Here is a 19,801-nt window from a genome sequence, read left to right on the forward strand (position 1 = left end):
CTCCTCAGGAGTTCCGCGGCAACGTCGTGCTGGTCGCTCGCAACCGCGAGCCCGGCCAGTTGCTCAGGCAGATCGCGGCCGACTTCGGGATCAGCGACCAGGTCGAGGGCGGCGTGGCCGGGCACGAGTACGCAAAGGTGGCCGGGGCCGCCGGGCGGGGAGATCAGGACCAGGTCGGGCTGTCTGCCGTTGCAATGCAGCGGCTCCGGGTAGACGGCCACCGCCTTGAAGTCCATGTCCATCATCGTGCGCGTCCGCCATACCGCGCGCGGCGGGCGGCGGGCGCGGGGACGATCGCCCGGTCCGCGCGCAGCGTGCCGGTCGCGGTCCGCACCTCGACCGTGCCGCCCGCGTCGGTGATCGCGGTGACGGCGCTGCCGGTCCGGATGTCGAGGTCGGCCGCGCGGCGGGCCGCCGTGCTGGACGCGCTGTGGCGTCAGCCCGGCTGGCGCGCCAGGGGATGCGATGCGCCGGCATGAGTGCTGACCGGCGGCAGGATCCGATTTGCCCGATCTGCGCGGAACTCAGCGGGACTGGGCCATTGGGCGAGCCCGGTCGTCCGCACCGACGACCTCATGGTCGTCATCCACCGGACCGCACGGGGGGTGTGGGCACGACCGGGCCGCCTGTTCGTCGAACCCCGCCGCCACATCGCCACCCTGGACCGGCCCGACGACGCCGAGACCGTGGCGCTCGTCCGCGCCTTCCACTCCGCGGCCACCGCCCTGCGCCGAGGCCGCGATCCGCCCGGCTCCGGTCCGGCGTCAGCACAGACGGGCGCTGACGCCGGTCGCGACGGCGACCGTGCGGGCGCATACGTCCCAGCAGCCGGTGAGCAGTGCCGCAGCCAGTGCGGCTGGCGACCGCCCCCGCTCGTTCCCGCACGTCAATGTTCGCCCTCCCCGGCATCGCCCGTCCTCTCTGTCCGAGAGTAGCCGGGCCCCGTCCCGGGGGGCCTGCCATCACACGGAGCGGCAACTGGCCGCGGCCGAGCACCGGCTCGGCAGGCCCTCACCCCGCAGTGTCGGGACTGCTGTCGGTAGCCGACGGCGGTGACCACTACTTCCTGTACTTCTCGCTCCTCGGCGCCGCCGAGCTGACCCGAGCGGTCACCCCAGCGGCGGCGCGCCCGGATCAGACGGGGGAAGCGCTCAGCCCGCCGAGGCCGGGAAGGCAGAGACCTCGGTGATATCTTCCGGGTGCCGCGGCTACCCTGCTCGGCCGTCACCAGGTCACCGAACGGGTGCCGATCCGGCAACGGCTACGCGGAACCGACGTATTGCTCACGCGATCCTGCTCGCCATCACGGCCTGAGCAGCCGACGGATCGGGCGCGCCGCGGCCGGACTCTTCCTATACCGGGGCGCGGGTGTCAGCTCGGCGGGTTCAGCAGGGCCGCGGCGGCCGCGCGGTCACTCTCCGCGCCGGTGGTGAGCGCGTACAGGGCGTAGCCGATCGGGAAGGCGTTCCACAGGTTGCGTGCCTGGGCCGCCAGGCCGGGGTGCACGTGCCCGCCCGCTTCGGCGTAGGCCTCGAGGGTGGCCTGCAGCAGCTCCTCGCCCGCGGCGCCGAATTGGGCGGACAGGTCGCGGGCGGGGTCGTCGACGCGGGCGGTGGTCCAGTCGAGCACGCCGGTGATGGCGCCGTCCTCGGCGAGCAGGACGTGGGCGGGGTAGATCTCGCCGTGTGTCATGACGGTCCGGTCCGGCCAGCAGGTGTCGTCGGCAAGCCACTCGCCCCACGCCTCGGCGAAGGCCGGTGCCACGGTGAAGTCGGCGCTCACCTTCTCGATGTCGTCGCGCCACGCCTGCCTGGCCTGCTCGGGGGTGCGGACCTCAACGCCGGCGGCCGCGGCCTGCTCGGGGGTGACGGAGTGCAGGCGGGCCAGGAGGCGGCCGAGGCGGGCGGCGTAGTCGGGGCTCGCCGGGTCCATGTGCCAGTCCGGTTGGCCGTCGGCGGTCAGGGTCAGGCCGGGCGCGCCGGGCAGGGCCGGGTAGGCGATGAGCTCCGGGGTGCGGTGCTGCCAGTCGGGGACCGCGACGCCGTCGGCGGCGAGCGCGGGGCGGACCAGGTCGAGGATGCGGAGCTCGGCGGCCATGCCCGCGCTGACGTCGGCGCGGCGGGGCAGGCGCAGCACCCAGCGGCGCCCGGTCTCGTCGGCGGCCATGACGACCCGGTAGTCGAGGCCCGCCTCGTTCACCGTCGCACCCTCGGCGGTGAGGTGCAGGCCGTGCTCGGCCGCCAGGGCGATGACGTCGTCGATCGTGCTCATGGGGAGAGGATTCCATCCGGAACCGTGCCGGGTCCATTCCATTACCCGGGTTCCGACGCGCCCGGTTATCCTGGCGCCGTGGAATTCGGTCCCGGTGATGTCGTCTACTTCCCGGAGGGCCCGTTCGGCGGGGTCTGCGGGGTCGTGCGCGAGGTTGATACGCGCCGCGCCCGGCTGCGCGTCGAGCTGCACGAGGGGGTCGTGCACACCGAGGGCGGGGTGCTGCGCGGGCGCAAGCACTCGATGACCGCCGATTTCGGCGAGGTCGCCCTGGCCTGAGCCCGGCTCAGTGCCGGTGTCCGGGAGGCGGGGTGAGGTCGTCGACGACGACGTGGTTCCCGCCTCCCTGCTTGGCCCGGTACATGGCGGCGTCGGCGGCGTGCAGCAGCCGCTCGGGGGTGGGGCGCGGACAGTCCGCGCAGGCGGCGGTGTCGAACATCGCGACCCCGACGCTGGCGGTCACCTCCACCTCGCTCGCGCGCGGCTCGGCCACCGCCCGGCACAGCCGCTCGGCCTCGGCGCGCGCCGCCGTCGCGGCGAGCGGGGCGGCGACGACGAACTCCTCACCGCCGGTCCGCGCGACCACCGCGGCGGCCCCCGCGGCGTCCTGCAGGCGCTGGGCGGTACTGCGCAGCACGGTGTCGCCGACCCGATGCCCGAAGGTGTCGTTGACCTCCTTGAACCGGTCGATGTCGAAGGCGATCACGCAGAACGCGGGGTGGCCGTCGACGAGCCGGGGCAGCCGGATCTCCAGGCCGCGGCGGTTGAGCAGCTCGGTGAGCGGGTCCGAGAGCGACTCGGTGCGCATCAGCCAGTACAGGATCTGCAGCGCGGGCAGCACGCTCACCACCGCCGCGACCAGCAGCAACCCCACGGCGAGCGCGAGCCGCACCCCTTCGCCGCCGGTGGCGATCCGCACCGAGAACACCACCACCGACAGCAGCGACCACGCGGTGTGCACCGCGAGCGCCCGCGCGCTGTGGAAGAAGCCGAGGTAGCTGCCGGTGACCACGAGCAGCACCGCGCCCATGGCGCCGAACAGCCGATCCGGCACCTGCAGGAACGCCACGGTGAACAGCACGTCGGCCATACCGATCAGCACCAGCGACTCGACGCGGCTCGGCCAGGGCAGGAACCACCAGCGCAGCGCCCAGAGGATCCCGGACCCGATCCCGATGGTCGAGGTGATCTCGGGGTGTACCGGCCCGATCGAGCTGCCCGCGATCACCGCGCCCATGATCGCGATCACCACCCCGGCGAGCCCGTTCAGGATCTTGAGCGGCCCCAGCGCCCCCCGCGCCGCCAGGGTGCCGACCAGCCACGAGTAGTCGACCGGATCGTTCCACCAGGCCAGCAGCGTCTTGCCGTCGTTCATCCCGTCACCCTCGGTCCCCGACCGCCTCGTCCGCCCGTCCTCGTACTCCCGCGACTCCCGTCAGCTCATTCGCAGCAGTCTAGGCGGGACCCCGGTGATTCGGTCCGGACATGGCCCGAGGATGTCGGTTCAGCCGTGGCGGGTGGGGTGGTAGACGAGTTCCTGGATGCGGCCGTCGAAGGTGCGGCTCGCCAGCAGTTCGAGGTCGAAGTCGGCGACGCCGTCGAAGATGCGCTCGGCGCCGGTCTGCCCGCTGAGCACCGGGAATATCGTCACCTGGATCCGGTCGACGAGTCCGGCGGCGAGCAGCGAGCGGTTCAGCGACAGGCTGCCGTGCGAGCGCAGCGGCACCGCCGATGACGCCTTCAGCTCGGCCACCACCGGGACGGCGTCGCCGGGGATCAGGGTGGCGTCCGGCCAGTCGCCGGTGCCGGGCAGTGTGGTCGACACCACCGTGGTCGGCATACTCCGCATGCGGGCGTTCACCGGGTCCAGCTCGGCCGGGTCGATCTGGCCGAGCAGCCTGCCGAACTGCCGGAAGGTGTTCGCGCCGAGCACCATGCGCTGGTCGGCGCCGAGCACGGCCGCCCGGTGGGCGAGGAACTCCGGCCCCTCCTTGCTCCAGTAGCCGCCCCAGTCGCCGTGCTCGTCGTAGGAGGCGAAGCCGTCCAGGGTGGAGTAGACATCGAAGGTGTAGGTGGCGGTCATGCTGCGCTCCTCGGGGTCGCTCGGCTCGGGGGTCGTCCGTACAGACGTGGCCCCGCCCGCAAACTCATCGCGGTGGCCCGGCCTCGGACCGGTGCACGCCATTCGACGGTGAGTCAGCGCAGCTGCTGCTCCACCAGCTCCGCGGCCCGCGCGGCGGCCTTCTCCGCGGGCACCAGCGCGGCGGCGAGGTCGGCGGCCGCGGCGCGGGTGGCGGGCGCGAACAGGGTGCCCAATTCCACACGCACCTCGTCGGCGGTGAGGGTGCGCAGGCGCCGGGTCCCGCCCGCCCCGACCGCGCGGACCCGCTGCCCCCAGAACGGCTGGTCGGCGGTGATCGAGCAGATCAGGGTGGGCAGCCCGGCGCGCAGCGTGGCGGCGGTCGTGCCCGCGCCCCCGTGGTGGATGGCGGCCGCGCAGCGGGGCAGCAGCGCGGAGTGGTCGGTGGGGCCGACGAAGTAGACGCCGGGGTCGTGCGGGTCGGGGCCGCGGCGCTCGCCGATCGCGAACAGGACGCGGTGGCCTGCGCGGCGGCAGGCGGTGCGGACGATGCCGATCACGGCCTCGGGGTCGGTCAGCGGCATGCTGCCGAAGGAGACGAAGACCGGCGGCTCACCCGCGGCGAGCCAGTCCGCGAGCGCGGCGTCGGCCGGGGTGGTCTCCGGCAGCCGGGTGCGCGAGTCCGGCGGGAGGTCGAGGAAGCCGACGATCGGCTTGTGCTCGCCCCAGTCCGCGGCCAGCCCCGGGATCAGCGCCTCGTCGTAGGCCTGCAGCTGCGGGACTCCGGCCTCGCGCAGCCGTCGCGGCAGCGGACCGGAGGCCCGCGGCAGCCCGATCCGGGTGCGGAAGGACTGCTCGTTCCAGCCGGTCGCCCACCACGTCACCCGGTCGGCGGCCCGCCAGGACCGGCGCTTCCACTCCGGCGACCACCCGTCGCTCGCGCCGGGGACCGGGCCGAGTACCCCGTTCTCCGACAGCGGCGCGAAGCGGAGCACCACGATCGGCACCCCGAGCGCCTCGGCGACCGCCACCCCGCGGTCCTGGCACAGCGGCCCGGCCACCAGCACGTCGATGTCGCCGCACGGCGCGCCGGAGTCCAGGAACAGCCGCCGCAGGTCGGCATCGAAGGCCGCGAAGCCGCGGCGCACGTTCGACAGCGCGAACCGCAGCCGCGTCACCGGGTTCCGCGCCTTCATCGAGGCCGTCGCCTCGGCCGACGACCACGCCTGCTCGGTCTCCGCCCCCAGCTCGCGCACCTCCGCGACCCCGGCGCGGCGCGCGAACTCGACCAGGTTCGGCGGCGCGAGCACCGCGACCGAGTGCCCGCGGCGCTGCAGCTCCAGCGCCAGGCAGACGCCGGGTTGGATATCGCCGCGACTCCCGTACATGACCACAGCGATCCGCAGACCGGCTCCCACTCGCGCGTCCCCTTTCGTCGGTGGACTGCGATGGTAGTCAGGTGCCCGCCCCGCGCGGCCGACCGGAGGGCGCGGACACGACATTGTCCGCCCGACGCCCCGGCGCACCCGGTTGAAGGTTCGGTCCTTCGTTCCGGCGTGTACCGGCACCAACTGCCAACCGGGGCTTCAACGATACGGTCGAACTCCATGGACCTCGACGAACTGCGCGCCGTCACCGCCTACGCCATCACCTGCGCCGAACCGGCGCTCGCCCGCTTCGAATCCCACCGCCCCGGCGACGGTCGGCCACGGCAGGCGATCGAGGCCGCCCGTGCTTTCGCCGAGGGCGGACCGCGCACGAAAGCGATCCGGGACGGGGCGTGGGCGGCGCAGCGGGCCTATCGGGAGGCCCGCGACGCCGGGCAGCGGGCCGCGAGCGAGGCGGCCAGGGCGGCGGTGGCGGCGGCGAGCGCGGCCTACCTGCACCCCATCCCGAAGGCCACGCAGGTGTGGCACATCCTCGGCGCCGCCGCCCATGCCGCGCACGCCGCCGAACTCGACGGCGGCGCACCCCCGGCCGCCGTTGCGCCGGGCCCGACGGTGATCGCGGTGCTGAACCGCTACCCACCCGCCCCGACCGGGCGGGGTCGCACGGGCGAACTGCTGCGCGAGCTGGATCGTAGGCCGCGGGGATGACCGACCTCACCTACTCCCCGCCCGGCGCCACCCGGCCCGCCGAGCCGGAGTGGCACCTCGACCTTCCCGGGCACCGGCGCCACGAACGGACCGTGCCCATCGGCGCGGGTATCGAAGACTGGAAGCGGGCGAGCGCGGCGGTGCTCCGGTGGGAAGTGAAGCGGCGCAGCGGTTTCCGGGTCGTCCCGGACGGACCGGTGGTCGCGGGCGCGGACTACCGGGTGTGGTTCGGGCCGATCCGGGAGCCGGTGCGGGTGGTCGCGGTGGTCGACGAACCGGACCGGTGCGGCTTCGCCTACGGCACCCTGCCCGGGCACCCGGTCTCCGGTGAAGAGGCCTTCATCGTGCACCGCGACCCGGCGGGCACCGTCCACCTGACGCTGCGCTCGCTCACCGCACCCGCCGGGCGCGGCCCGTGGCGCCGCCTCTTCCCACTGCTGCTCCTCGCGCAGCGCGGCTTCCGGCTCCGCTACCTGCGCGCCCTGCGCTGACCCGACCCGCGGTCCGCGCTGTCCGGCCACCGGTGTCCGCCTGGCTACGATGCGCCCTGTGGCATCGAGCATGTGCAACTACCCGGGCTGCCACCGGCCCGTCACCCGAAGCGGGGGCCCCGGCAGGCCGTCGGAGTACTGCGACCACCCCGACCACACCCGTTGGCGGGCGTGGCGGGAACGGCAGCGGCAGCAGGAGAGCGCGCAGAATGAAGCCGCTGTCACTGTGACGGATAGTGCGCCGGTGACGGCCGCTCGGCTGCGCGCGGACGAACTGCTCGACCGGTTCCGGACGCTCGCCGAGCAGCTCGGCACCACGTTGAACTCGGCGGTCGCCGAACTCGGCACGCTCGCCGACCCCTCGGTCGCCGAGGCGCAGGTGCAGGCGGCCCAGGCCGAGGCGGCGCGGCGGATCGCCGAGGCCGAGGTCACCGCCGCCGACGCGCAGCAGCAGCGGCGCGCCGCCGAGGAGGCGCGCGCGGCCGCCGAAGCCGCCGCCGACGATGCCGCGGGCGCGGCCGAGCGGGCGGAGGCGGCGGTGGCCGCGGCAGGCGCGGCCCGCGACGAAGCGCTCGCCGAGGTCGGGCGGATCACCGCGCAGGCTGCCGAGGACGTCTTCGCCGCGCGCAGCGGGGCCGACGAGCAGGTCGCCGCCGCACGCGCGGAGCTCGAGGATGCTCGGAAGCGCATCGAAGCCGAGGCGCAGCAGCGTATCTCCGCGGCGGAGGAGCGCGCCGACCACGACATCCAGCGGGCCCGCACCGAGGCCGTCGACCGAATCGGCGCCGCGGCCGCCGACGCCGAGCGGGCGAATCAGCGCGCCGCCGAGGCCGAGCGGGCAGCGCAGCGCGCCGAGGAGAGCGCCGCCGAACGCGGCGAGACGCTCGCCGCCACCCGTCGGGATCTGGAGCGGCTGCGCACCGAGCTCGACACCGCCCGTGCTGACGCCGGTGCGGTGCGCGCAGAGCTCGACCGCGCGCGCACCGAAGCGCGGACCGAGCTCGACAGTGCGCGTGCCGAAGCAGCCGCAGTTCGCGTCGAGCTCGACGCCGCGCGGGCCGAGACCGCCGCCGTGCGCACCGAACTCGACACCGCGCGCGCCGAGACCGGCGTCGTACGCGGCGAACTCGACGCCGCGCGGGCCGAGACCGGTGCGGTTCGGGCCGAGCTCGGGGCGGCCCGGCGCGCCGCGGCGGAGCAGGCGACCGAGCTGCGCGCGGAAGCCGCGGCCGCCCTGGCCAAGGCCGAGGCCGACGCGGCGGGCCGCGAGCGGGCGCTGGACGAGGCCCGCGCCCAGACCCTGGCCAGGGCCGAGCGCGCCGAACAGCAGCTCGACGCGGTGCTCGCCCAGCCGCGCTGAGCGGGTAACGCGGCTCGAACGACGACTGTCGCCCCGGCGGAGGGAAGGTGAAATCTTCGCTGCGCCAGACTCGTTCGCCACGCGGTCGCCGCCACCCGTGTTCCGGTGCGGACCAGCGCTTTCCGGTGTGGCGGGCACCGCGAAACAGCCGTGCCCGCAACATGTTCGGTTCTCCCGACGCGGAGGTGGCGGACACCTGCCGGTAGTAGGGTTCCCGCGGCGCGGCGGCGGGGGACGGCCTCGCGCGGGCGAATTCGGGCGAGGTGAGGAGAGCGTTGTGGGTGACGAGGCGGACGGCAGAAACCGCGAGGAACAGGCGATCCAGCGGGTGACGGGCACGCTGGTGGAGAACTTCGCGGACACGCACTCCGCCGAGCGGATCGAGCGGACCGTGCGTTCCGTGCGCGAGCGGTTCGTCGGGCACCCGGTGCGCGAGTTCGTCCCGATCCTGGTCGAGCGGGTCGCGCGCCGCGAACTCGGGGCGACGCCCGCGGAGGAGCGGGTGGCCGTTGCCGCGGAGCCGGTGTCGGTCACGAAAGCGGCGTCGGAGGGTCGCGGGTCCGACGCGACGGCGGTGGGGATCGCCGTGGTCGGCGATCCCGCGCCGAGTAGCGCCGCGCGGAGTACTGGATTCGCGCCGAACGGTGAATCCGCGCCGAGTGCGGTCAGCGCGCCGACCGCCGAGTCGGGGCACCCCGCCGACAGCGCCGACGGCACCGGGACGAGTCCCGCCGACACCCCCGCCGGCATCGCGGGCACACCCGCGAACGGCAACGGCAGACCCCGCACCGGCCCCAGGCACGCGGCCCCGGAGATCCCGACCATCACGATCCCCGCCCCGACCGAGACCACCGACGACCACCTCAGTTTCTTCGGCGTCGCCCGCAGGTGGGCCGTCGAACGCCCGGTCGTCCCCCTGGTCGTCGGCCTGGTCCTGGTCCTCACCGCGGTACTCGGCATCGCCGCGACCCGCCCCGGCGGCGACCAGCCCGCCCCCGTCGCCGCGGCGACCCCGGTGACCGTGCGCGGCCTCGTCGGCTCGGAGAAGGCGGAGTTCTTCGCCGACCCGCGGGTCACCGAGGTCTTCGCCCGCAACGGCCTGGACGTGCAGGTGGAACCGGCGGGCTCCCGCCAGATCGCCACCCTGGACCTGGCAGGCTACGAATTCGTCTTCCCCTCCAGTGCGACGGCGGCCGACCGTATCCAGCGCGAGCAGAACGTGGCCACCAAGTACACCCCGTTCTCCTCGCCCATGGCCATCGCGACCTTCGCCCCGATCGTGGAGGCGTTGACCGCCGCAGGCGCGATCCGGCCAGGCCCGGTGCCGACCCTGGACGTCGCCCGCTACCTGCAGCTGGTGCGCGACAACGTCGAATGGGAGCGGATCCCCGGCAACACCACCTACCCGGTGCGCAAGAACGTCCTCGTCTCCACCACCGACCCGCGCACCTCGAACTCGGCCGCCATGTACCTGGCCGTCGCGGGCTTCGTCGCCAACGACAACGCCGTCGTCTCGAGCGTGGACGCCGAGCGCAGGGTGCTGCCGCTGCTGGGCAGGCTCTTCGCCGGCCAGGGTCGCACCGAGGGCACCAGCGAGGGCCCGTTCCGGGAATACCTCTCCGGCGGAATGGGTCCGGCGCCCCTGGTGTGGATCTACGAATCGCAGTTCGTGGAGGCGGTGGTCGCGGGGCAGACCGAGCCGGGCATGGTGCTGGCCTACCCGTCGCCGACCGTGCTCTCCCAGCACACCGTGATCCCGCTCGGCGACGCGGGCGACCGGGTCGGCGAGCTGCTCAGCAGCGATCCCGAGCTGCAGCGCCTCGCCGCCGAGCACGGCTTCCGCACCGGCGATTTCGCCGCGGTCGCCGGTCAGCACCGGGTACCGGTCGCGGCCGACCTCATCGACGTCATCGACACCCCGACCTCGGAAACCCTGGAGCGGATGATCGACGGAGTCGCCGCCGGCTACCGGTGAGCGCCGTGCCCAGCCGTCCCGACGAACACCGGGGCGGGCGTGGCACCGGTACCGCTGCTGCTGCGCAGCGCCGCGCTGCCCGCTGTCTGCTGTGGCTCTGCGACATACGCCACCGCGCTATCCGACTGAACCGGGGGCGGGGCAATTCGCGGCTGCCGGTTCCGGCCCGCCGTCCGTAGCGTGAAAAGCGTCGAAATACACACTCTCGGAGGGAAAGCCGATGCACACACACGCCCGCCCGCAGCTGTGGGACCTGCTCGCCACCGCGTTCACCTGGCTGATCTGAGCAACCGGAGCGCCGGGGCCGACAGGTCCCGGCGACACCGGGATTCGATCCCGCGACGGAGTCTCGACCGCCCACGGAAAAGGGGTGGTGACAATTCACGGCTACCGCCCACCCGAATTCGGCCCTACCGTGAACGGATCGCCGTTCCCGGAGGAATTCCCGATGACTACATTCCTGTTCCCCACCCAGCTGCAGTACCAATTGCTCTGGCTGCTCGCGGCCTTCGCGCTCGCCCTGTCCGCGTGATCAGCGCACGAAGTAGGCGGCCCGCTCGGCCAGGTCGAGCAGCGGCTGCGGGAAGACCCCGAGCAGCAGCGTGGCGACCGTGCCCACCGCCACCACCGCGGTGGTCGGCGCGGGGGTGATGACGCTCGGGCCGTCCGCGGGCGGGTCGGTGAAGAACATCATCACGATGACCCGCACGTAGAAGAACGCCGCCACCGCGCTGCACAGCACGCCGACGATCACCAGCACCGCCGCGTCCGCACCGGCCGCCGCCCCGAACACCGCGAATTTGGCGACGAAGCCACTGGTCAGCGGGATTCCGGCGAAGGAGAGCAGGAGCAGCGCGAAGGCGCCCGCGAGCCACGGGCTGCGCCGCCCCAGCCCGGCCCAGTCGGCCAGCGCGGTCGCCTCCGAGCCGTCGGGGGCGCGCACCAGCGCCACCGCGGCGAAGGCCGCGAGCGTGCCGAGGCCGTAGACGGCCAGGTAGAACAGCAGCGCCGCGGTGCCCGCGTCGTCCGCCGCGACGACGCCGGTGAGCAGGAACCCGGCGTGCGCCACCGACGAGTACGCCAGCATGCGCTTCACGTCGGTCTGGGTGACCGCCATGACCGCGCCGAGCACCATGGTCGCGATGCATACCGCCGCCAGCACCGGCCGCCAGTCGTCGCGCAGCGACGGCACCGCCACCACGAGCACCCGCACCAGCGCGCCGATCGCCGCGATCTTGGTCGCCGCCGCCATGAACGCCGTCACCGGGGTCGGGGCGCCCTGGTAGACGTCGGGCACCCACGCCTGGAACGGCACCGCGCCCACCTTGAACAGCAGCCCCACCGCCAGCATCCCGACCCCGAGCAGCGCCAGCAGCGCGTTCCCGGACTGCCCGGCCAAGGCGTCGCCGATCCCGCTCAACCGGACCGTGCCGGTCGCGCCGTAGAGCAGCGCCACCCCGTACAGGAAGAACGCCGACGAGAAGGCGCCGAGCAGGAAATATTTCAGCGCCGCCTCCTGCGAGAGCAGCCGGCGGTGCCGGGCCAGCCCGCACAGCAGGTACAGCGGCAGCGACAGCACCTCGAGCGCGACGAACATGGTCAGCAGGTCGTTCGAGGCCGGGAAGAGCAGCAGCCCGCCCACCGCGAGCAGCAGCAGCGGGAACACCTCGGTGGTGGCGACCCCGGCGCGCGCCGCCGCGTCCTCGTCGGCGCCGCCGGGCACCGCCGCGGCCTGCGGGGTGAAGGCGTCCACCCGGCGCGCGGCGTGCTGGGCGGCGGCCGCGGTCCAGGTGCCGGGCCCGGAGCGGGCGCGGCCGGGAGCGGGGAAGCCGCGCTCGGCGGCGAAGAGCACCCCGAGCACCGCGACCACCAGGATGGCGCCCTGCAGGAACAGCGTGACCCCGTCCACCGCGACCGCGCCCGCCACCGCGGTGGCCGAGGTGCCCGCCAGCAGCAGCACCGCCACGAGCGCCGCCACCAGCGCGGGCAACGCGATCGCCAGGTGCAGGGTGTAGCGCGAGCGGCGCGGCGCGAACGCCTCCACCAGCACCCCCAGCACGCCCGCGGCGAAGACCAGCAGCATCGGGGAGAGCAGCCCGTACTCGATACTCGGCGCGGGCAGCGCGGCGGCGAGAAGCATGCTCGAAGAACTCATTTCGGTTCCTTCCCGGCGTTAGCCGACGGAACGGTCGGCACCGGATCCTGCACGCCGATCGAGGTGAGCGTCTGGCGGACCGCGGGGTCGACCACCTCCAGCACCGGTTTCGGGTACACGCCGAGCACGACCAGCGCGGTCAGCAGCGGCACCACCACGACCAGTTCGCGCGGCACCAGGTCCGGCAGCTTCGCGTTCTCCGCGCGCACCGGCCCGGTCATCACCCGCTGGTAGAGCCAGAGGATGTAGATCGCGGCCAACACCAGCGCGCCCGCCGCCACCACCGCCGCCACCTGGTAGCGGGTGAAGGTGCCGACCAGCACGAGGAACTCGCTGACGAACGGCGCCAGCCCGGGCAGCGAGAGCGTGGCCAGCCCGGCCACGAAGAAACTGCCCGCCAGCACCGGCGCCACCTTCTGCACCCCGCCGTAGTCGGCGATCATCGTGCTGCCCCGCCGCGAGACCAGGAACCCGGCCACCAGGAACAGCGCGGCGGTGGAGATCCCGTGGTTCACCATGTAGAGCGTGGCGCCGGTCTGGCCCTGCCCGGTCATGGCGAAGATGCCGAGGATGATGAAGCCGAAGTGCGAGATCGAGGTGTAGGCGATGAGCCGCATGATGTCGGTCTGCCCGATCGCCAGCAGCGCGCCGTAGAGGATGCCGATCACCGCGAGGGTGACGACCAGCGGGGCGTAGGTGCGCGCGGAGTCCGGGAACAGTGGCAGGCTGTAGCGCAGCATGCCGAAGGTGCCGACCTTGTCCACCACCGCCATCATGAGCACCGCGCCCGCCGGGGTCGCCGCCACCGCGGCCCCGGGCAGCCAGGTGTGCAGCGGCCACAGCGGCGCCTTCACCGCGAAGGCGAAGAGGAAGCCGAGGAACAGCGCGTCCAGCACCGGCGCGGCCGCGCCGAGCTGCCCGTTCGCCGCCGCCTCCGCCACGATCCGCATGTCGAAGGTGCCGCCGCCGTCCGGGCCGAGCCCCTCGCGCGCGGTGAGCACGTAGAGCCCGATCACCGCGGCCAGCATGACCAGCCCGCCGAACAGGTTGTAGAGCAGGAACTTCACCGCCGCCCGCGAGCGCTGCTGCCTGGCCTGCTCGTCGCCGGTGCGCGGGCCGAAACCGCCGATGAGGAAGTACATCGGGATCAGCATGGCCTCGAAGAACACGTAGAACAGCAGGATGTCGAGCGAGGTGAACGACAGCAGCACCATCGCCTCGACCACCAGCATGAGCGCCACGTAGGTGTGCGCGGCGCGCGGCCCGGCGCCCGCGGCCCGGTCGTCGTGCCAGCCCGCGAGCAGCAGCAGCGGCATGAGCGCGGCGGTGAGCAGCACCAGCACCAGCGCGATGCCGTCAACGCCGAGGGTGTAGCCTGCGCCGAAGGCCGGGATCCACTCGTGCTCCTCGACGAACTGGTAGCGGTCCGCGCCCGGGGTGAAGCCGACCGCGACCACCACCGCTACCGCCAGGGTGAGCAGCGCCGCGCCGAGCGCGACGTAGCGCGCGGCGGCCGGGCGCGCGGCGGGCATCACCGCGGCCAGCAGCGCGCCCGCCGCCGGGACCAGCCACAGCACCGTCAACCAGGGAAAATCGCTCACCAGATCCTCACCGCCAGCAGGGCTGCGGCCACCAGGGCCGCGCCGGTGAACATGGATAGGGCGTAGGAGCGCACGAAACCGGTCTGTGCGCGCCGCAGCCGGGCCGAGAGCCCGCCGATGCCTGCCGCGGTGCTGTTCACCACGCCGTCGATGCCGCGGGCGTCGACGAACACCAGCGAGCGGGTCAGGTGCTGCCCGGGCCGCATGAACGCCGCCTCGTTGACCGCGTCGCCGTAGAGATCCCGCCGTGCGGCGGTGGTCAGCGCCGACACCGGCTCGGGCGCGGTGCGCGGCACCGGGCGCCGCCCGTACAGCCGGACCGCGATCGCGACGCCGACCGCGACCGTGGCCAGCGCCATGACCGTGACCACCCAGGCCGGAATCGCGTGGTGGCCGTGCGGTTCGCCGACCACCGGGGCCAGCCAGGTCTGCAGCCCGGAGCCGAGCACCAGCAGCCCGCCCGCGCCGACCGAGCCGAAGGCCAGCACGATCATCGGCCCGGTCATCGAGGCGGGCGCCTCGTGCGGGTGCGCGTCCTCGGCCCAGCGCCGCTCGCCGAAGAAGGTGAGCAGCATGACCCGCGTCATGTAGAACGCGGTCAGCCCGGCGCCGAGCAGCGTGACCGCGCCGAGCGCGATCCCGGCCGCGCCCGGCTCGGCGAAGGCCGCCTCGATGATCTTGTCCTTGGAGAAGAACCCGGAGAACGGCGGCACCCCGATGATCGCCAGGTAGCCGAGCCCGAAGGTGGCGAAGGTGATCGGCAGCGCCGCCCGCAGCGCGCCGTAGCGGCGCATGTCGGTCTCGTCGTTCATGGCGTGCATGACCGACCCGGCGCCGAGGAACAGCCCGGCCTTGAAGAAGCCGTGCGTGAGCAGGTGCAGGATGGCGAAGGCGTACCCGGCGGGGCCGAGCCCGGCGGCCAGCACCATGTAGCCGATCTGGCTCATGGTGGAGGCGGCGAGCGCCTTCTTGATGTCGTCCTTGGCGCAGCCGATGATCGCGCCGAAGAGCAGCGTCACCGCACCGACCAGCACCACCGCCAGCCGCGCGCCCGCCGACAGGTCGTAGATGGCGTGGCAGCGGGCGATCAGGTAGACGCCGGCGGTGACCATGGTGGCGGCGTGGATGAGCGCCGAGACCGGGGTCGGGCCCTCCATGGCGTCGCCGAGCCAGGACTGCAGCGGCACCTGCGCCGACTTGCCGCAGGCGGCGAGCAGCAGCAGTAGCCCGAGCGCGAGCACCGTGCCCTCGCTCGCGGCGGGCACCCCGGCGAAGACGGTGCCGAAGTCGACCGAGCCGAAGGTGGCGAACATGACCATCATGGCGACGGCGAGGCCGGTGTCGCCGACCCGGTTCACCACGAACGCCTTCTTGGCCGCGGTCGCCGCCGACGGCTTGTGGAACCAGAACCCGATGAGCAGGTACGAGGCCAGCCCGACGCCCTCCCAGCCCAGGTAGAGCACCAGGAAGTTGTCCGCGAGCACCAGCAGCAGCATGGCGCCGAGGAACAGGTTCAGGAAGCCGAAGAAGCGGCGGCGGCCAGGGTCGTCCTTCATGTAGCCGGTGGAGTAGAGGTGGATCAGCGACCCGACGCCGGTGATCAGCAGCACGAAGCACATCGAGAGCTGGTCCAGGCGCAGCGCCAGGTCCACCTGCAGGCCGTCCACCGGGACCCAGGAGTACAGGTCGGCGGCGATCGCGCGGTCGGCGGTGGCCCGGCCGAGCATGGCCACGAAGGCCACCGCGGCCAGCGCGAAGGAGGCGAGCGCGGTCGCGCAGCCGAGCCAGTGCCCCCAGCGGTCGGTGCGGCGGCCGAGCAGCAGCAGGACGGCCGCGCCTGCCAGCGGCAGCGCGGGCAGCAGCCAGAGCGTCACGGTATCCATGTCAGAACCGCAGCAGACTGGCGTCGTCGACCGAGGTCGAGCGGCGGGTGCGGAAGATGGTCATGATGATCGCCAGCCCCACCACGACCTCGGCGGCGGCCACCACCATGGTGAAGAAGGCGAAGACCTGGCCCTCCAGGTTCGCGTGCATGCGGGCGAAGGTGACGAACGCCAGGTTCACCGCGTTCAGCATGAGCTCGATGCACATGAACACCACGATCGCGTTGCGCCGCAGCAGCACTCCGGCGGCGCCGATGGTGAACAGCAGCGCCGACAGGAACAGGTAGTTCGCGGGATTCACCGGTTCTCCTCCTCGTCGAGCACCGTCGGATCGGTGAGCGCCTTGTCCTTGCGCCGGCGCAGGATCGTGCTCACCGACTGCTCGGCGAACGAGCCGTCCGGCAGCCTGGCCGGGACGTCGACGGCGTTGTGCCTGGCGTAGACGCCCGGTGTCGGCTGCGGGGTCGGCCGGAGCCCGCCGCCGTGGAAGCGGCGCCGCGCCAGCTCCCGCTGGTTCAGCCGCGGGCCGAACTGCTCGCGGTGCGCCAGCACCATGGCGCCGATGGTCGCGGTGATGAGCAGCGCGCCGGTCAGCTCGAACGCCCACACGTAGCGCAGGAAGATCAGCTCGGCCAGCTCCGCGATCACGTCCCGGCCCGGGAAACCGGTGGCCGGGAGGGCGATGTCGGCCTCCCGGACGCCGCGGGCCAGCCCGGCGACGAACAGCGCGCCGAAGCCGAGCCCGACCAGCGTCGCCGCCACCCGCTGGCCGCGCAGCGTCTCGGTGAGCGACTCCGCGGAGTCCACGCCGACCAGCATGAGCACGAACAGGAACAGCATCATCACCGCGCCGGTGTAGACCACGATCTGCACCACGCCGAGGAACAGCGCGTCCTGGGCGATGTAGAAGATGGCCAGCGTGATCATGGTCGCCGCCAGGCACAGCGCGGAGTGCACCGCCCTGCGGGCGAAGACCATGCCGAGCGCGCCGAGCACGGCGACCGGGGCCAGGATCCAGAACTGCACGGCCTCACCGGTTCCGGTGGACGGCAGGTCGGCGGCGAGCAGGGCGTTCATCGGGCACCTCCGGCGCTCGTGGCGACGACCACCTCGGCTGCGGCGACCGGAGCCGCCGCCCTGGCTGCCGGGCCGGGATCGGGAAGGTCGCCGGTGACCCCGGCGCGGTAGTAGTCGCCCTCGTCGGTGCCGGGCACCATGGCGTGCGGCGGCGCCTGCATCTCCGGCCCCAGCGGGGCGAGCAGCTCGTTCTTCTCGTAGATGAGCCCCGCCCGGTTGTCGTCGGTGAGCTCGTAGTCGTTGATCATGGTCAGCGCCCGCGTCGGGCACGCCTCCACGCACAGCCCGCAGCCGATGCAGCGCAGGTAGTTGATCTGGTAGACCCGCCCGTACCGCTCGCCGGGGGAGAACCGCTCGGCCTCGGTGTTGTCCGCGCCCTCGACGAAGATGGCGTCCGCCGGGCAGGCCCACGCGCACAGCTCGCAGCCGACGCACTTCTCCAGCCCGTCCGGGTGCCGGTTCAGCTGGTGCCGCCCGTGGTAGCGGGGCGCGGTCGGCACCTTCTGCTCCGGGTAGAACTCGGTGGTCGGCTTCTTGAACATGGTCGCCGCCGTCACGGCGAACCCGGCCAGCGGCTCCAGCAGCCCGCCGGTCGCGGCGTCGGCGTGGGTCAACCCCGCGGGCACCGGCGGGGTCGGGAACCCCAGGTACACCGCGCCGTGCCTGCCGGAGTCCGGGGGCGGCGGCTCGGCCACGTCCGGTTCGGGCGGCACCGTGGCTGCTCGGCCCGCGCGCAGGAACAGCGCGATCATGCCGACCGTGAGCGCGAGCCCGACCAGCACCAGGATCGGGGTCTGCACCGGGTAGCCCTCGTTGCCGAGCACCCGCGCCGAGGCCACCACCATCACCCAGAGCAGCGCCGTGGGGATGAGCAGCTTCCAGCCCAGGTTCATGAACTGGTCGTAGCGCAGCCGGGGCAGCGTGCCGCGCAGCCAGACGAAGACGAACAGGAAGGTCCAGACCTTGAGCGTGAACCAGAGCAGCGGCCACCAGCCGGAGTTCGCGCCCTCCCACATATTCAGCGGCCACGGCGCCCGCCAGCCGCCCAGGAACAGCGTGGTCGCCAGCGCCGAGACGGTGCCCATGTTCACGTACTCGGCCAGCATGAACATGGCGAACTTGAGCGAGGAGTACTCGGTGTGGAAGCCGCCGACCAGCTCGCCCTCGGCCTCGGGGAGGTCGAACGGGGCCCGGTTGGTCTCGCCGACCATGGCCACGCAGTAGATCAGGAACGAGGGGAGCAGCAGGAACACATACCAGGTCCCGGTCTGCGCGGCCACGATCCCCGAGGTCGCCATGGTGCCGGAGAGCAGGAACACCGTGGCGAAGCAGAGCGCCATGGCGATCTCGTAGGAGATCACCTGCGCGGTCGAGCGCAACCCGCCGAGCAGCGGGTACGTCGACCCCGACGACCAGCCCGCCAGCACGATCCCGTACACCCCGATCGAGGTGATCGCCAGGATGTAGAGCACCGCCACCGGCATGTCGGTGAGCTGCAGCGCGGTGGTGTGGCCGAAGATCGAGACCTCGGGGCCGAACGGGATCACCGCGAACGCCATGAACGCCGGGATCACCGAGATGATCGGCGCCAGGATGTAGATCGGCTTGTCCACCACCGCCGGGATGATGTCCTCTTTGAGCGCCATCTTGGCGCCGTCGGCGATGCTCTGCAGGATGCCGAACGGGCCGGTGCGGTTCGGGCCGATCCGCATCTGCATGCGGGCCACCACCTTGCGCTCGGCGAGCACCGCGATGAGCGGGATCAGGATGGCGAAGACGAAGACGCCCACCGCTTTCAGCAGCACCAGCCACATCGGGTCGGTGCCGAACACGCCGTTCATCGCAGGACTCCTCGGGTAGTGCGGAGTGCCGCCGCCGGGGCGGGCCTGGCCGCGTCACGCATCGGATCGCCCGTCGGCCGCGGCGATCGAGACCACCTCGCCCTGGCGTGCGCGCAGCACCGCGGCGACCGTGCTGCCCGGCGAGTTCCACGGCAGCCAGACCACCCGATCCGGCAGGTCGGCGAGATCGAGCGGGAGCGTGAGGGCGCCGTGCGCGGTGCGCACCGTGACCGGATCGCCCGCGGCGACCCCGATCTCGGCGGCGGTGTCGGCGGAGAGCCGGACCACCGCGGGCCGCGCCGACCCGGCGAGCGCCTCCTCCCCGTCCTGCATGCGGCCGCGGTCGAGCAGCATCCGCCAGCCGGTGAGGATGGCCGAGCCGGACTGCGGGTGCGGCAGCTCGGGGTGGTCGTGGCGCGGCGCCGCGACCGAGGCCCCGGACCAGCGGCCGAGCGCGGCCAGCTCCGCGCGGGCGGCGGCGACGTCGCGCAGCCCGATCGGGGTGCGCATCTCCTCGGCCAGCGCGTGCAGCACCCGCAGGTCCGGCAGCGGGGCGGCGGTGCGGCGCACCGTCGACTCGCCCAGCGCCGCCTCGAACGGCCGCGCCCTGCCCTCCCAGTTCCGGAAGGTGCCCGCCTTCTCCGCCACCGCCGCCACCGGGAACACCACGTCCGCGTACTCGGTGACGTCGCTGTGCCGCAGCTCCAGGCTCACCACGAACGGCGCCGCGACCAGCGCCGCCCGCGCCGCCACCGGGTCGGGCAGGTCGTCGAGCTCGACACCGCCGAGCACCAGCGCGCGCAGCTCCGCGGCCGCGTCCAGGATTCCTGCGGTGTCGCGGCCCGCGGAGACCGGCAGCTCGGCCCCGCCCCACGCCGCCGCGACCTGCCCGCGCGCCGCCGGGTCGGCCACCGGGCGCCCGCCCGGCAGCAGCCCGGGCAGCGCCCCGGCCTCGACCGCGCCGCGCGCCC

General features: G+C 73.5%; 17 protein-coding genes. 6 read left to right on the plus strand and 11 right to left on the minus strand.

The window, feature by feature from the left end; all coding sequences use genetic code 11:
• The first annotated feature begins 26 nt into the window (after positions 1–26).
• Positions 27–479 carry a hypothetical protein gene (locus ACFUUZ_RS22475; protein ID WP_378699231.1) on the plus strand — a complete coding sequence of 151 codons (453 nt, stop codon included), beginning with the start codon at positions 27–29 and terminating at the stop codon, positions 477–479.
• A gap of 892 nt (positions 480–1,371) precedes the next feature.
• Here ACFUUZ_RS22475 and ACFUUZ_RS22480 read toward each other — a convergent pair.
• Positions 1,372–2,271 carry a macrolide 2'-phosphotransferase gene (locus ACFUUZ_RS22480; RefSeq protein WP_378699233.1) on the minus strand — a complete coding sequence of 300 codons (900 nt, stop codon included), beginning with the start codon at positions 2,269–2,271 and terminating at the stop codon, positions 1,372–1,374.
• A 78-nt stretch (positions 2,272–2,349) separates the two neighbouring features.
• Between ACFUUZ_RS22480 and ACFUUZ_RS22485 the strand changes: the two genes are divergently transcribed.
• Positions 2,350–2,550 carry a hypothetical protein gene (locus tag ACFUUZ_RS22485; protein WP_378699235.1) on the plus strand — a complete coding sequence of 67 codons (201 nt, stop codon included), beginning with the start codon at positions 2,350–2,352 and terminating at the stop codon, positions 2,548–2,550.
• A 7-nt stretch (positions 2,551–2,557) separates the two neighbouring features.
• Here the strand turns inward: ACFUUZ_RS22485 and ACFUUZ_RS22490 are convergent, their stop codons facing one another.
• From ACFUUZ_RS22490 to ACFUUZ_RS22500, 3 genes are all read right to left on the minus strand, one after another.
• Positions 2,558–3,646 carry a GGDEF domain-containing protein gene (locus ACFUUZ_RS22490; RefSeq protein ID WP_378699236.1) on the minus strand — a complete coding sequence of 363 codons (1,089 nt, stop codon included), beginning with the start codon at positions 3,644–3,646 and terminating at the stop codon, positions 2,558–2,560.
• A 129-nt stretch (positions 3,647–3,775) separates the two neighbouring features.
• Positions 3,776–4,354, minus strand: a complete 579-nt coding sequence (locus ACFUUZ_RS22495; RefSeq protein ID WP_378699238.1) for a dihydrofolate reductase family protein — start codon at positions 4,352–4,354, stop codon at positions 3,776–3,778.
• Between the two features lie 113 nt (positions 4,355–4,467).
• Positions 4,468–5,739, minus strand: a complete 1,272-nt coding sequence (locus tag ACFUUZ_RS22500) for a glycosyltransferase (protein ID WP_378699240.1) — start codon at positions 5,737–5,739, stop codon at positions 4,468–4,470.
• Between the two features lie 219 nt (positions 5,740–5,958).
• Between ACFUUZ_RS22500 and ACFUUZ_RS22505 the strand changes: the two genes are divergently transcribed.
• The 4 genes from ACFUUZ_RS22505 (at position 5,959) to ACFUUZ_RS22520 (ending at position 10,273) form a co-directional block, all read left to right on the plus strand.
• Complete coding sequence (locus ACFUUZ_RS22505) at positions 5,959–6,447, plus strand: putative immunity protein (protein ID WP_378699242.1); 489 nt, start codon at positions 5,959–5,961, stop codon at positions 6,445–6,447.
• Complete coding sequence (locus tag ACFUUZ_RS22510) at positions 6,444–6,938, plus strand: DUF1990 family protein (protein ID WP_378699244.1); 495 nt, start codon at positions 6,444–6,446, stop codon at positions 6,936–6,938. The genes ACFUUZ_RS22505 and ACFUUZ_RS22510 overlap by 4 nt, the downstream gene beginning before the upstream one ends.
• A 244-nt stretch (positions 6,939–7,182) precedes the next feature.
• A complete protein-coding gene (locus ACFUUZ_RS22515) occupies positions 7,183–8,298 on the plus strand; it encodes a hypothetical protein (protein WP_378699246.1) in 1,116 nt (371 codons plus the stop codon).
• 277 nt (positions 8,299–8,575) lie between these two features.
• Entirely contained in the window at positions 8,576–10,273 is a 1,698-nt protein-coding gene (locus ACFUUZ_RS22520) for a three-helix bundle dimerization domain-containing protein (protein WP_378699248.1), read from the plus strand.
• A 532-nt stretch (positions 10,274–10,805) separates the two neighbouring features.
• Here the strand turns inward: ACFUUZ_RS22520 and nuoN are convergent.
• The 7 genes from nuoN to ACFUUZ_RS22555 form a co-directional block, all read right to left on the minus strand.
• Positions 10,806–12,428 (minus strand): NADH-quinone oxidoreductase subunit NuoN, encoded by a 1,623-nt coding sequence (nuoN, locus tag ACFUUZ_RS22525; protein ID WP_378699250.1) that lies wholly within the window; start codon positions 12,426–12,428, stop codon positions 10,806–10,808.
• Positions 12,425–14,029 carry an NADH-quinone oxidoreductase subunit M gene (locus ACFUUZ_RS22530; RefSeq protein WP_378699252.1) on the minus strand — a complete coding sequence of 535 codons (1,605 nt, stop codon included), beginning with the start codon at positions 14,027–14,029 and terminating at the stop codon, positions 12,425–12,427. Before ACFUUZ_RS22530 ends, nuoN begins: the two co-directional genes overlap by 4 nt.
• Complete coding sequence (gene nuoL, locus ACFUUZ_RS22535) at positions 14,026–15,912, minus strand: NADH-quinone oxidoreductase subunit L (protein WP_378699254.1); 1,887 nt, start codon at positions 15,910–15,912, stop codon at positions 14,026–14,028. The genes ACFUUZ_RS22530 and nuoL overlap by 4 nt, the downstream gene beginning before the upstream one ends.
• Before the next feature lies 1 nt (position 15,913).
• Positions 15,914–16,213, minus strand: a complete 300-nt coding sequence (nuoK, locus tag ACFUUZ_RS22540) for an NADH-quinone oxidoreductase subunit NuoK (RefSeq protein WP_378699256.1) — start codon at positions 16,211–16,213, stop codon at positions 15,914–15,916.
• The gene (locus tag ACFUUZ_RS22545; RefSeq protein WP_378699257.1) at positions 16,210–16,989 is read right to left on the minus strand and encodes an NADH-quinone oxidoreductase subunit J; all 780 of its coding nucleotides are present in this window, start codon (positions 16,987–16,989) and stop codon (positions 16,210–16,212) included. The genes nuoK and ACFUUZ_RS22545 overlap by 4 nt, the downstream gene beginning before the upstream one ends.
• A complete protein-coding gene (nuoH, locus tag ACFUUZ_RS22550) occupies positions 16,986–18,830 on the minus strand; it encodes an NADH-quinone oxidoreductase subunit NuoH (protein ID WP_378699259.1) in 1,845 nt (614 codons plus the stop codon). Before nuoH ends, ACFUUZ_RS22545 begins: the two co-directional genes overlap by 4 nt.
• 54 nt (positions 18,831–18,884) lie before the next feature.
• Positions 18,885–19,801, minus strand: a 917-nt coding sequence (locus tag ACFUUZ_RS22555) for a molybdopterin-dependent oxidoreductase (protein ID WP_378699261.1), incomplete at its 5' end; no start/stop codon positions are given.

This window comes from Nocardia sp. NPDC057353, assembly GCF_042667085.1.
GTDB lineage: Bacteria > Actinomycetota > Actinomycetes > Mycobacteriales > Mycobacteriaceae > Nocardia.